The organism is Stenotrophomonas sp. TEPEL (genome assembly GCF_004348785.1).
GTDB classification, from domain to species: domain Bacteria; phylum Pseudomonadota; class Gammaproteobacteria; order Xanthomonadales; family Xanthomonadaceae; genus Stenotrophomonas; species Stenotrophomonas indicatrix.
Genome location: NZ_QQXJ01000001.1, coordinates 3,353,156 through 3,366,333 on the forward strand (window position 1 = coordinate 3,353,156; position 13,178 = coordinate 3,366,333).

Annotated in this window: 10 protein-coding genes; 4 read left to right on the forward strand and 6 right to left on the reverse strand. The window is 66.1% G+C overall.

What is annotated here, in order from left to right; translation table 11 throughout:
* Positions 1 to 340: 340 nt before the first annotated feature.
* The 3 genes from TEP_RS15380 to TEP_RS15390 all read right to left on the reverse strand — a co-directional run bounded on the left by TEP_RS15380 (position 341) and on the right by TEP_RS15390 (position 2,683).
* Positions 341 to 955, reverse strand: a complete 615-nt coding sequence (locus TEP_RS15380) for an RluA family pseudouridine synthase (RefSeq protein WP_132825858.1) — start codon at positions 953 to 955, stop codon at positions 341 to 343.
* A gap of 123 nt (positions 956 to 1,078) precedes the next feature.
* Entirely contained in the window at positions 1,079 to 2,065 is a 987-nt protein-coding gene (locus TEP_RS15385) for a malate dehydrogenase (RefSeq protein ID WP_025879435.1), read from the reverse strand.
* 126 nt (positions 2,066 to 2,191) lie between these two features.
* The gene (locus TEP_RS15390) at positions 2,192 to 2,683 is read right to left on the reverse strand and encodes a peptidylprolyl isomerase (protein ID WP_049467937.1); all 492 of its coding nucleotides are present in this window, start codon (positions 2,681 to 2,683) and stop codon (positions 2,192 to 2,194) included.
* Between the two features lie 239 nt (positions 2,684 to 2,922).
* Between TEP_RS15390 and typA the strand changes: the two genes are divergently transcribed.
* Genes typA through TEP_RS15405 form a run of 3 tightly spaced genes read left to right on the forward strand, consistent with a single transcriptional unit; the run spans position 2,923 to position 6,913 of the window.
* On the forward strand, positions 2,923 to 4,770 hold the full coding sequence (gene typA / locus TEP_RS15395; protein ID WP_132825859.1) for a translational GTPase TypA: 1,848 nt from the start codon (positions 2,923 to 2,925) through the stop codon (positions 4,768 to 4,770).
* A gap of 11 nt (positions 4,771 to 4,781) precedes the next feature.
* Positions 4,782 to 5,249, forward strand: coding sequence for a DUF2127 domain-containing protein (locus tag TEP_RS15400; protein WP_093817443.1), 468 nt, complete (start codon positions 4,782 to 4,784; stop codon positions 5,247 to 5,249).
* Between the two features lie 41 nt (positions 5,250 to 5,290).
* Positions 5,291 to 6,913: an amidase gene (locus tag TEP_RS15405; RefSeq protein WP_132825860.1), complete on the forward strand. Its 1,623-nt coding sequence runs from the start codon at positions 5,291 to 5,293 to the stop codon at positions 6,911 to 6,913.
* Positions 6,914 to 6,988: 75 nt separating this feature from the next.
* On the opposite strand, the gene TEP_RS15410 is transcribed toward TEP_RS15405, so the two are convergent.
* Complete coding sequence (locus TEP_RS15410) at positions 6,989 to 8,134, reverse strand: mechanosensitive ion channel family protein (protein WP_170919619.1); 1,146 nt, start codon at positions 8,132 to 8,134, stop codon at positions 6,989 to 6,991.
* A 481-nt stretch (positions 8,135 to 8,615) separates the two neighbouring features.
* Positions 8,616 to 10,007 (reverse strand): 3-deoxy-7-phosphoheptulonate synthase class II, encoded by a 1,392-nt coding sequence (locus TEP_RS15415; RefSeq protein WP_025879324.1) that lies wholly within the window; start codon positions 10,005 to 10,007, stop codon positions 8,616 to 8,618.
* 224 nt (positions 10,008 to 10,231) lie between these two features.
* Between TEP_RS15415 and TEP_RS15420 the strand changes: the two genes are divergently transcribed.
* Positions 10,232 to 12,358: a TonB-dependent receptor gene (locus tag TEP_RS15420; RefSeq protein ID WP_132825861.1), complete on the forward strand. Its 2,127-nt coding sequence runs from the start codon at positions 10,232 to 10,234 to the stop codon at positions 12,356 to 12,358.
* A 162-nt stretch (positions 12,359 to 12,520) separates the two neighbouring features.
* Here the strand turns inward: TEP_RS15420 and TEP_RS15425 are convergent, their stop codons facing one another.
* Positions 12,521 to 13,027: a disulfide bond formation protein B gene (locus tag TEP_RS15425; RefSeq protein ID WP_025879322.1), complete on the reverse strand. Its 507-nt coding sequence runs from the start codon at positions 13,025 to 13,027 to the stop codon at positions 12,521 to 12,523.
* Positions 13,028 to 13,178: the final 151 nt, after the last annotated feature.

Below are 13,178 nucleotides of genomic sequence, written 5' to 3' on the forward strand. Positions count from 1 at the left end.
GCTGTTGGTAGCTGTCGACCTTGGTCGAAACGTAGATCCACGCCATGCGTGGATGCTTTTCGTTCACTTGTCGAAATATTCGATTCCGATGGATTTGATCCACGCAAAGCGCGCACAGACCTCCGTCACCGGAGATCTGTCGAAGGCGGGGCGGTGTGGGTTGGCAGGACCGTTGGCGCCATGGATGGCGCCATCGAGCCCCCATGGATGGGTTTACGGCGTGTCCTGCCAACCCACACCGCCCCGCCCAACACGCAGAAAACCAGATCTGCCTTGGCTTTAGACGTTGCTTCGGTTCGTAGCAGGTGCAGGGCGCAGCCCTGCCGAACACCCTACCCTTCTAGAACGGAGTCGCAGACTCGAACGCGAGCGCCTCGCCCGTCACCGGATGGGTGAACTGCAGCTTCCGCGCATGCAGGCACACGCGCGGCGCGACCTCTGCGCCATACAGCACGTCGCCGACGATCGGATGACCCAGGCTGGCCATGTGCAGGCGCAGCTGATGGCTGCGGCCGGTGACCGGTTCCAGTTCAACGCGCGAGCGTTGCGCCTCGGTGTCACGCGACAGTACCCGCCATCGGGTCAGTGCCGGCTTGCCGCGTTCGTGGTCGACCATCTGCCGGGGCCGGTTCGGCCAGTCGACGATCAGCGGCAGGTCCACTTCACCGGCATCATCTTCCAGCAGCCCCTGCACGATGGCTTCATAACGCTTGCCCACCTGGCGCTTCTCGAACTGCATCGACAGCGCTACCTGCATGTCCTTGCCGCGTGCGTGCAACAGCAGGCCAGAGGTGACCTGGTCCAGGCGATGCACGGTCAACGCATCGGCATACACCGCCTGCAGCCGTGCGACCACGCAGTCCTGGTTCTCCGCCGAGCGGCCGGGCACGGACAGCAGGCCGGCCGGCTTCTCGGCCACCAGCAGCGCGTCGTCGATGTAATGCAGAAGGATCATGTCGTTGCCAGGTACTCCATACGAAAACGGGGAAGCCGAAGCCTCCCCGTTTCCTGCGTACCGGCCAACAGCCGGTACCTGCCCTGATGGAAAGGTGCCGGCAGGGTGCCGGCACCGACCGCATCAACCCAGCAGGTGGGCGACGCCGGCGCGCTCTTCTTCCAGCTCGGCCAGGGTCTTGTCGATGTACTTCTGGCTGAAGTCGTCGACCGGCAGATCCTTGACCAGGGTGTACTCGCCGTTCTCGGTGGTGACCGCGAAGCCGAAGATCACGCCTTCCGGAATGCCGTAGGAACCGTCGGACGGCACGCCCATGGTGACCCACTTGCCGTTGCTGCCCAGCACCCAGTCACGCACGTGGTCGATCGCTGCGTTGGCCGCCGAAGCTGCCGAGGACGAGCCGCGGGCTTCGATGATCGCCGCGCCGCGCTTGCCGACGGTCGGGATGAAGGTGTTCGCATTCCACTCCTGGTCGTTGATCGCATCGGCGATCGATGCACCATCGGCGGTGGCGAAACGGTAGTCCGGGTACATGGTCGGGCTGTGGTTGCCCCACACCACCAGCTTCTCCATGCCGGCGACCGGCTTGCCGAGCTTGGTCGACAGCTGGCTCAGCGCACGGTTGTGGTCCAGGCGCAGCATGGCGGTGAAGTTGCGCGGGTTCAGGTCCGGCGCCGACTTCATGGCGATGTAGGCGTTGGTATTGGCCGGGTTGCCGACCACCAGCACCTTCACGTCACGCTTGGCGACCTTGTTCAGTGCGGCGCCCTGGGCGGTGAAGATCTTCGCGTTTTCCAGCAGCAGATCCTTGCGCTCCATGCCCGGGCCGCGCGGACGTGCGCCGACCAGCAGGGCGATGTCGGCGTCCTTGAAGGCGACTTCAGCGTCGTCGGTACCGACCATGCCGGCCAGCAGCGGGAACGCGCAGTCTTCCAGTTCCATCATCACGCCCTTCAGGGCGGCCTGGGCCTTGTCGACCGGCAGCTCCAGCAGCTGCAGGATGACCGGCTGGTCCTTGCCCAGCATTTCACCGGAGGCGATACGGAACAGCAGGGCGTAGCCGATCTGGCCGGCGGCGCCGGTCACGGCAACACGAACAGGTGCTTTCATGGGGATTTCCTCTGCTAAGAAGCTAAGTAGCGTTGTGGGAGATGGCCGCGCGGGCGGGGACAGGCCTGGCGGGGCGGCCGCAACATGGAAACGGCCCCCTCTGCAGGGGGCCGTCCGGGTATTGGATCAGGCGGCGAGGATCTTGTTCCACTCACCCACGCGCTCTGCCTGGGCGGCGAGCACGGCGTCGGTGTCGCCTTCCAGGGTGATCGAATGGATCACGTCGCCCTGCTTGACCGAATCAACGATCGCCTGGCCTTCCAGGACCTGGCCGAACACGGTGTGCTTTCCGTCCAGCCAATCGGTCTTGATGTGGGTGATGAAGAACTGGCTGCCGTTGGTGTTCGGGCCGGCGTTGGCCATCGACAGCGAGCCGACCTGGTGCTTCACACCGTTCTTCTCGTCTTCGAACTTGTAGCCCGGGCCGCCGGTGCCACGACCCTGCGGGCAGCCGCCCTGGATCATGAAATCGGGGATCACGCGGTGGAAGATCAGGCCGTCATAGAAGCCGCGCTTGACCAGGTTCACGAAGTTGGCGACCGTCAGCGGCGCCTTGTCGGCGAACAGCTCGACCTTGATCGGGCCCTGGGTGGTGTCGAAAGTGGCGATGAGGGACATGCAGATCCTTGGGATGCGGGGTGTGTAATCAGCCCCATAAGGATACACCTCCCCCGTGGCATGGGCGGCTTCGACCATGCGCGCAGGCAGGGTCTTCAGCCTGTGGACGGGCAGCGCCGGGGGGCAGGCTGAATGGGGGCCTCAGCAGTCCTGAAATCCAGGTTTTCGCCAATCGTCAAGTTAGACGTATAATGTTGGACTTCTTTTTCCAAATCCGGCGCCGACTGGCCCCCTTTCGCATGTCCATCGAAAATCTTCGCAACATCGCCATCGTCGCCCACGTCGACCATGGCAAGACCACCCTGGTCGACCAGCTGCTGAAGCAGTCCGGCACCCTGTCCGAGCGTACCGTCCTCGCCGAGCGCGTGATGGACAGCAACGACCAGGAAAAGGAACGCGGCATCACCATCCTGGCCAAGAACACCGCCATCACCTGGGAAGACAAGAAGACCGGTATCAAGAACCGGATCAACATCGTCGACACCCCCGGACACGCCGACTTCGGCGGCGAGGTCGAGCGCGTGCTGTCGATGGTCGACACCGTGCTGATCCTGGTCGACGCGATGGACGGCCCGATGCCGCAGACCCGCTTCGTCACCCAGAAGGCCTTCGCGATGGGCTTCAAGCCGATCGTCGTGGTCAACAAGGTCGACCGTCCGGGCTCGCGTCCGGAGTGGGTGATCGACCAGGTCTTCGACCTGTTCGACAAGCTCGGCGCCACCAATGAGCAGCTGGACTTCCCGATCGTCTACGCCTCGGCCCTGAACGGCTACGCCGGCCTGGAAGACACCGTGCGCGACGGCGACATGACCCCGTTGTACGAAGCGATCATGCAGCACGCGCCGAAGCCGGAAGTGGACCCGGAAGGTCCGTTCCAGATGCGCATCAGCCAGCTGGACTACAACAACTTCGTGGGCGTGATCGGCATCGGCCGCATCCAGCGCGGCACCCTGAAGAAGAACATGCAGGTCGCGGTGATCGACCGTGAAGGCAAGAAGCGCAACGGCAAGGTCGCCCAGGTGCTGGGCTTCCTGGGCCTGGAGCGCATCGAGCAGGACAGCGCCGAAGCCGGTGACATCGTCGCCATCTCCGGTATCCCGGAACTGACCATCTCCGACACCCTGTGCCACCCGGACACCCCGGAAGCCCTGCCGGCACTGACGGTCGACGAGCCGACCATCTCGATGACCTTCCAGGTCAACAACTCGCCGTTCGCCGGCAACAAGGACCTGTCCGGTGGCAAGTTCCTGACCAGCCGCCAGATCAAGGACCGCCTGGACCGCGAGCAGGTCCACAACGTGGCCCTGAAGGTCGAACAGCTGGAAGACGCCGACAAGTTCCTGGTCTCCGGCCGTGGCGAACTGCACCTGTCGGTGCTGATCGAGAACATGCGTCGTGAAGGCTACGAGCTGGCCGTGTCGCGCCCGGAAGTGATCATCAAGCAGATCGACGGCCAGGCCATGGAGCCGATCGAGCAGCTGGTGGTGGACATCGAAGAAGTCCACCAGGGCGGCGTGATGGAAAAGCTGGGCACCCGCAAGGGCCAGCTGAAGAACATGGAATCGGACGGCAAGGGCCGTGTGCGCCTGGAGTACCAGATCCCGGCCCGTGGCCTGATCGGCTTCCAGAACGAGTTCAAGACCCTCACCCAGGGTTCGGGCCTGCTGTTCCACGTGTTCGACCATTACGGCCCGAAGGAACAGGGCGCCATCGCCAAGCGCATCAACGGTGTGATGATCGCCAATGCGCCGGGCACCACCCCCGCGTACTCGCTGGGCCCGCTGCAGGAACGCGGCAAGCTGTTCGCTGCTGAAGGCGACAACGTGTATGAAGGTCAGCTGGTCGGCATCCACTCCAAGGACAACGACCTGACCGTCAACGCGATCAAGACCAAGCCGCTGACCAACATGCGCGCTTCGGGCAAGGACGATGCGATCCAGCTGACCCCGGCGATCAAGTACTCGCTGGAACAGGCCCTGGACTTCATCGAAGACGACGAGCTGGTCGAGATCACCCCCAAGGAGATCCGTCTGCGCAAGAAGTTCCTGACCGAAAGCGACCGCAAGAAGAACTCGCGCGGCGGCTGATCCAGCGCACCGTGAGCCAGAACGGCTACAACCCGGATCCACACCGGCATCCGGGCCTCCATGTCATCGCCTTGCTCGAAGCGAGCAAGGCGATGCTGGCGTTGTTGGCGGCCACCGGGCTGGAAATTCTCGGCCCGCAGCCGCTTCGCGACGGCGTCAATGCCCTGATCCGGCGTTTCAGCCTGGACCCGGATCACGGCACCCTGCCCTCGCTGTTGAACATGATCAGCCCCGACGCGGTGCACCTGGCCGCGGCGGCGATGATCGGCTACGGCCTGCTGCACCTGGTCGAAGCCTGGGGGTTGTGGAAAGCCAGGGCATGGGCCTCCTGGCTGGGCTGCCTGACCGCCTCCATCTACCTGCCCTTCGATATCTACGCGATCGTCCGCCATCCCGGCTGGGCCTCGTGGACGGTGCTGGCGATCAACCTGGTCGTCGTCTACGTGCTGGCGCGCGACCTGCGCAAGCGCCGCCGCTGAGCAGCCGCTACACTGGGGATCGGAGCCGTCGAAGCTGCCCCATGCGCCTGTCCTTGCCGCCCCTCCTGTCCTTCCTCATCGCCGCGTTGCCTGCGGGGCTGGCTGCTGGCTGCAGCCCGGCCGCGTCCACCGCGCATGCTGGTGAACCCGGCAACAGCTCTATGCCTTTCCCCTACGCCGAGACCGAAGTCTCCGACCTGCAGGCGCGGATGGTCGCCGGTGAGCTCGACAGCGTCACCCTGACCGGCGCCTACCTCAAGCGCATCGCCGCCCTGGACCGCACCGGGCCACGCCTGCGTGCAGTGATCGAACTCAACCCCGATGCCCTGAAGGAAGCCGCACAGCGCGACCAGGAGCGCCGTGCCGGCCGCCTGCGCGGACCACTGCATGGCATCCCGATCCTGCTGAAGGACAACATCAACGCCGCACCGATGGCCACCAGTGCCGGCTCGCTGGCCCTGCAGGGCTTCCGCCCCGGCGATGCCTACCTGGTCCGCCGCCTGCGCGAGGCAGGCGCAGTGGTACTGGGCAAGACCAACCTCAGCGAGTGGGCCAACTTCCGCGGCAACGACTCGATCTCCGGTTGGAGTGCGCGTGGCGGCCAGACCCGCAATCCCTACCGCCTCAGTCATTCCCCCTGTGGCTCCAGCAGCGGCAGCGCGGTGGCCGTGGCCGCCAACCTGGCCAGCGTGGCGATCGGCACTGAAACCGACGGCAGCATCGTCTGCCCCGCCGCGATCAACGGCGTGGTTGGCCTGAAGCCGACCGTCGGCCTGGTCAGCCGCGAAGGCATCATCCCGATCTCCTTCAGCCAGGACACTGCGGGCCCGATGACGCGCAGCGTCGCCGACGCCGCCGCCGTGCTGACCGCCATCGCCGGCCGCGACGACGCCGATCCCGCCACCGCGACCATGCCCGGCCGGGCAGTCTACGACTACACCGCACGCCTGGATCCACAGGGCCTGCGCGGCAAGCGCATCGGCCTGCTGCAGACCCCGCTGCTGAAGTACCGCGGGATGCCGCCACTGGTTGAGCAGGCGGTCGCTGAGCTGCGCCGCGCCGGCGCCGTGGTGGTGCCGGTGGAACTGCCCCACCCGGATGCCTGGGCCGATGCCGAGCGCATCGTCCTGCTGTACGAATTCAAGGCGGGGCTGGAGCGCTACCTCAACACGTACCAGGCTCCACTGCGCAGCCTGGCCGGGCTGATCGCCTTCAACGAGGCACACAAGGGCCAGGAACTGGGCCTGTTCGGCCAGGAGCTGCTGCAGGAAGCCCAGGCGACTCCAGGCCTGGGCGATCCCGTCTACATCCGCGCGCGCAGCGATGCGCGGCGGCTGGCGGGCCCGGAAGGCATCGATGCAGTGCTGGCATCGCAGAAGCTGGATGCGCTGGTCGCACCGACAACCGGTGTGGCCTGGCCCCTGCGCAGCACCGGCGATGACTTCCCCGGTGAGAGTTACAGTGTCGCCGCCGTCGCCGGCTACCCCAGCCTGAGCGTGCCGATGGGCCAGATCGATGGCCTGCCGGCGGGGCTGCTGTTCATGGGCACGGCCTGGAGCGAACCGAAGCTGATCGAGATGGCCTACGCGTATGAGCAGCGCACCCGTGCCAGGCGTCCGCCGCGCTTCGATACCGACGCATTGATCGAATCCGGCGATCCCTGATCCAATGGATGGCAGCGCCGGGCCATGCCCGGCGAGCGCAGCGGCACTCTGCAATCCGCCGGGCATGGCCCGGCGCTACCATTCCGGGCGCGGCTCCGCCGGCGCGATGGCCGCCTCACCATCCTCCGCACCGGGTGAACGCACATCGGCGCTGCCTGCACGCCGCATCCGCGGCATATCCAGCTCATCGTCCCGCTGCAGGCGCGCGCGCACCTGCGGCAACGATTGCGGATGTTCGCGTGCGAGGAAATCCAGCATGCGTTCGCGCACCAGGCAGCGCAGGTCGAACGCATCACCGGAACTGCGCGCACTGACCAGCAACCGCACCTGGATCGCGCGCTCGCTGGTCTCGGTCACCTGGGTCACGCACACCCGCCCATCCCACAGCGGCTGGCCCTGGCAGATGCGTTCCAGCTCGGCACGTATCGCCGCGATCGGCGCACGGTAGTCCAGCCATAGAAAAGCCGTACCCAGCAGGTCGGCACTGCGTCGTGTCCAGTTCTGGAACGGGTGCTCGATGAACCAGGTCAGCGGTACCACCATCCGCCGCTCATCCCAGATGCGCACCACCACGTAGCTGCTGCCGATCTCTTCGATGCGCCCCCATTCGCCCTCGACGATCACCACATCATCGAGCCGGATCGGCTGGGTCACCGCAATCTGCAGACCCGCGATCAGATTGCCGAACACCGGTTTGGCGGCGATACCCGCCACCAGGCCGATCAGGCCCGCCGACGCCAACAGTGCGGTGCCGATCTTCTGCACCATCGGGAAGGTCAGCAGTACCAGCGAAGCACCGAGCACGATGATGCCGCCCATCAGCACGCGGCTGAGCACTCGCGTCTGGGTCTGGATGCGGCGCGCTTCAAGGTTGTCCGACACATCGATCGGGTGGCTGCGCAGGATCGCCCGCTCACCCGCCGCAACGCCGCGCACCAGCAACCAGATGAAGCAGGCGGTCAGGGCGATGTGCAGCACGCGCAGCAGTTGATCGAGCGTGTGTTCCGGCAATGGCGTGGTCTGCAGCGCCGGAACCAGCAACAGCACGGGCAGTGCAAGAGCCAGCGGCGGTCCGATCACCCGGCCAATGCGCGCACGGCGCCGGTCACGCCCGCGCAGGCGGCGGTACAGGGCCAGTACGGCCCAAGCCCCCAGGCCGCCAACCACCAGGGCGCTGCCGATCGGCCACAGGTACTGCTGCAGCTGTTGCCAGACCACCATGCATCCTCGCTGTAAGCACCGAACTACAGCGTGGCCCATGCACCATGAGCACAATGTCAGTCGTTCGTAAGCAGAATGTAGGCGGGGGTGTTCGGCAGGGCTGCGCCCTGCACCCGCGGTAGTGCCGGCCGCTGGCCGGCAACCTCAACAGAAACAGCAACAGCAAAAGCCTGCATTCCTCGGGATGGCGGGGAGGGGACAGATGGCGGGGGACGCTGCAAGTACGTCCATGTAAGCTCGGTCGCGCCTTGCTCGTGTGCGCTGTCCTGCGCACACGGCAAGACCAGGGTTGGGCGTGTCGGAGTGCGGGTGTCGGAGTGCGGGGTGTCAGCCGCATGGATGCGGCTGCCAAGCCTACAGGGACGTACTTGCGGCGCCCCCGCACTCCGACACCGCCCCGCCAACCACGGAATGCCGCTCTTGCTGTTGCTCTGGCAGTGGCCTCTGCAGGTGCAGGGCGCAGCCCTGCAGAAGCCAACCCCTACCGCACCTGCTCCTGCTTGCGCACGATCGCCATCGCGATCTCCAGCGACTGCTCGTAGTTCAGACGCGGGTCGACGGTCGAACGATAGGCGCGCTCGAGGTCACGCTCGGTCAGTTCGCGCGCACCGCCGGTGCATTCGGTCACATCCTCACCGGTCAGCTCCAGATGCACGCCGCCCAGACGGGTGCCTGCGGCCGCGTGCAGGTCGAAGGACATCTCGACCTCGCCGCGCACGTTGTCGAAGCGCCGCGTCTTGAAGCCATTGGCGGTGCTTTCGGTATTGCCGTGCATCGCATCGCATACCCACAGCACGCGGCGACCATCGCGCTTGACCGCATCCAGCAGCGGCGGCAGCTTCTGCGCAATCTGCGCCGCGCCCATGCGGTGGATGAAGCTCAGGCGGCCCGGCTCGTCATCCGGGTTGAGCACATCGATCAGGCGCAGCAACTGGTCCGGCGTCACCGACGGGCCCACCTTGATCGCGATCGGATTGCGCACGCCGCGCAGGTACTCCACGTGCGCGCCATCCAGCGCGGCGGTACGCATGCCGATCCACGGGTAGTGCGTGCTCAGGTTCAACCAGCCCTGCTGGCGCGGCACCTGCCGGGTCAACGCCTGCTCGTAGGGCAGCAGCAGCGCTTCATGCGAGGTGTAGAAATCAATGCGGTTGAGGTTGTGCACGCGGGCCCCGGCCAGGGTCTCCATGAAGTGCACGGCATCACCGATCGAGGCCACCATCTTCTGGTACTCGGCAGCCAACGGCGAATGGCTTACCCATTCCAGGTTCCAGTATTCGGGATGGTGCAGGTCGGCGAAGCCGCCATCGATCAGCGCCCGCACGAAGTTCATCGTCATCGCCGAATGCGCGTGGGCCTGCAGCATCCGCTTCGGGTCGGGCAGGCGCGCTGCCTCGGTGAAAGCCGGCGCATTGATCACATCGCCGCGGTAGCTGGGCAGGGTCACGCCGTCGCGGGTCTCGGTATCGGCCGAGCGCGGCTTGGCGTACTGCCCGGCGAAACGGCCGACGCGGATCACCGGCTGGCGCAGGCCGTGCACCAGCACCAGGCTCATCTGCAACAGCACCTTCAACCGGTTGGAGATCGTGCCCGATTCGCAGTCGCTGAAATTCTCCGCGCAGTCGCCGCCCTGCAACAGGAAACGCTTGCCTTCCTGAGCGTCGGCCAGCTGCTGCTTCAGCGCCAGGATCTCCCACGAGGTCACCAGCGGCGGCAGCCGCTTCAGCTCGTGCAGCGCGGCATCCAGTGCCACCGGATCGGGATAGGTCGGCATCTGCAGCGCGGTCTTGCCCCGCCAGCTCTCCGGTGACCAGGCGGCGCCAGCAGCGATGGCGGCAGGATCGGGGGCGGGCGGAACGGCGGACAGGCTCATCACGGACATCCGGGGTGGGGGGCGGTCATGGTCGCAGAGCCAGCCGCTGGCGCAAAGGGCCGGGCCCGCTCATGACTGCCTGAACGGTGTGGAAAGGGACCGTGTGATCGGCCAGAAACGGCATGGTCGCCATCGCCGGACAGGCGCATGATCGGCACGCAGTTGTTACGGAGTAACACTCCCTCATGGACCGGCCCCTCCTCCTCCTCCCCTGCCCATTTCCCATGAAGCCCTCCCTGCTCACCACCGCCATCACCTTCGCCCTGATCCTCACCAGCCAATCCGTGCTTGCCGCCGACACTGATGCCAGCGCGGCTGCGGTCAAGGACCTCGACGTAGTCACCGTCAGTGCTCAGCTCGACCAGGCCCGCAACGCCCTGTCACCGGACATCGGCAGCAGCCAGTACCAGATCACCGCCGAGGACATCCAGAAGCAGCCGCTGGGCGCCTCCGCCCCGCTCAGCCAGGTGCTGCTGCAGGCCCCGGGCGTGGTCCAGGACTCCTACGGCGGCGTGCACGTGCGCGGCGACCACGCCAACCTGCAGTACCGCATCAACGGCGTACTGCTGCCCGAATCGATCTCCGGCTTCGGCCAGACCCTGGATGCCCGCACCATCAAGAGCATCCGCCTGATGGACGGCGCCCTGCCGGCGCAGTTCGGTGAACGCACTGCCGCGGTGGTCGATATCACCACCCGCAGCGGCGCCGAGCTGGGCAACGGCGGCAGCGCTGGCATCACCGCCGGTTCGTTCGGCAAGGTCAACCCGAACGCCTCCTGGTGGGGCAACCAGGGGCGCTGGAGCTGGTTCCTGACCGGCAACTACGACCAGAACGAGGTCGGGCTGGAGAACCCCACCAGCGCACGCAGGCCGCTGCATGACGACGCCCACCAAGGGAAGGCCTTTGCCGACCTGACCTATCTGGTCAACGACAGCACCCGCCTGAGCGTGTTCGCCGGCGTTGCCAACAACCGCTTCCAGATCCCGGTCAACCCGGGGCAGACCCCGCAGTTCGACTACCTGTACACCACCTCCTTCGATTCCAGCCAGCTGGACGAAACCCAGCGCGAGACCACCCGCTTCGGCATGCTGGTGCTGCAGGGCACGCTCGGCCAGACCGCGTACCAGCTCTCGGCCGGCCAGCGCTACAGCGATGTGGCCTTCAACCCGGACGTCGTGGGCGACCTGGTGTTCAGCGGCGTCGCCTCGCAGGTCCGGCGCAGCAACCGCGCCAACACCTTGCAGGCCGATTTCTCCACACCGCTGGGCGACAACCACACCCTGCGTTATGGCCTGTATGGCAACTACGAACACGCCGCCGCCAACAACAGCAGCTGGATCTTCCCGGTCGACGCCGATGGGCGGCAGACGAGTACCACGCCGCAGATGATCCCGGACCGCAATGCCTTCCACGCCAGCACCGCAGCCTTGTACGTGCAGGACGAGTGGCGGATCGGCGATGACTGGACCGTCAATTACGGCCTGCGCGGCGACCGCTTCAAGGCCTTCGATCACACCGAGGGCCAGCTCAGCCCACGCCTGGGCGTGGTCTGGAACGCCAGCGACAGCACCACCGTGCACGCCGGCTATTCGCGCTACTTCACCCCGCCCGCCAGCGAACTGGTTGCCGGCAGCGATCTTGCCCTGTTCGATGGCACCAGCAACCAGCAACCCGCCGATGGCAGCAACACGCCGTTGTCCGAGCGCAGTGACTACTACGATATCGGCGTGTCACAGCAGGTCGGCGACCACCTCACCCTCGGCCTGGATGCCTACGACCGACGCGTGCACCGCCTGCAGGACGAAGGCCAGTTCGGCGCCGCCTACATCTATTCCACCTTCAACTATCGCCGCGGCCACATTCACGGCCTGGAGTTCAGCGCCGACTACAGCAACGGGCCGATCAGCGCGTACTTCAATGCCGCTTACAACAAGGCCATGGGCACCCAGGTCATCACCAGCCAGTACAACCTCGATCCGGATGCACTGGCCTACGTGCAACAGAACTGGATCCACCTGGACCACGACCAGAAGCTGACGTCTTCCGGTGGCGTCAGCTATGCGTTCGCTGGCCACAATCGGGTCGGTGCGAACTACGTGTACGGCAGCGGCCTGCGCTCGGACATCGAGGGCGTGCCCAATGGCGGCGAGCTGCCGTCGTACCTGCAGGTCAATCTCAGCGCCGCGCATGACTTCAACGCCGACAGGGGCCATCCGCTGCACGTGCAGCTGGCGGTGATCAACGCGCTGGATCGCAGCTACCAGCTGCGCGATGGCGGCGGCATCGGCGTGTTCGCACCGCAGTGGGGACCACGTCGCGGCGCCTATCTGAGCCTGCAGCAGGATTTCTGAGGTAGCGCCGGCCGCTGGCCGGCACACGCACGGGACTGCACTGCCCCTGCGGTTGCCGGCCAGCGGCCGGCACTACCGGAGCACAGTAGAGCCACGCCATGCGTGGCTGCAGGCGGGGGCAGATCCCTTTGGGATGCAAAGGAATCTGATCCCGTTTTGCTTTCAGTGCTTGACCTTGCGCAGCGACACCACCAGCGCCCACAGCGCCAGCAGCACGAACCACACGCCCGACCACATCGGCATGGTCAGGCCAAGGAACGTCCAGTCGATGTTGCCGCAGTTGCCGGTGCCGGTCAGGACGGTGCGGAACACTTCCAGCGGCCCCATGGTCTCGCGCAGGAAGGCCAGCGGCGGGCCACAGGTCGCCCCCATTTCCGGCGGGAGCATCTGCACGTAGACATGGCGTGCGGCGATGCCCACGCCCACGGCGGCAGCGATGAACGCGAGGATGCCGTAGGTTGCCCGCCCCGGACGGTTGGACGGCCCATGCAGGGCGCCGATCAGGAACAGCAGGCCCAGGGCCGCGAACGCCAGGCGCTGGAAGATGCACAGCGGACACGGCTCCAGCCCCATCTTCAGCTGCAGGAAGATGGCGTAGCCCAGCAGGCCCGCGCAGATCAGGAAGCCCAGCAGGAACTGGGCGCGGAAAGGCCAGCGCAGAGGATTCATCGGCAACGCTCGTGTAGTACGGACCGCAAGCGTAACCGAGAGTGCACGCCGTTCGAACCGCCACAACGTCGCGCCCGTCGGAACACGCCGGTGCGCTTGCCACAGCGGAGCGCAGCATCCACCCACGGCGTGGGTCCATCATCGCAGCCCG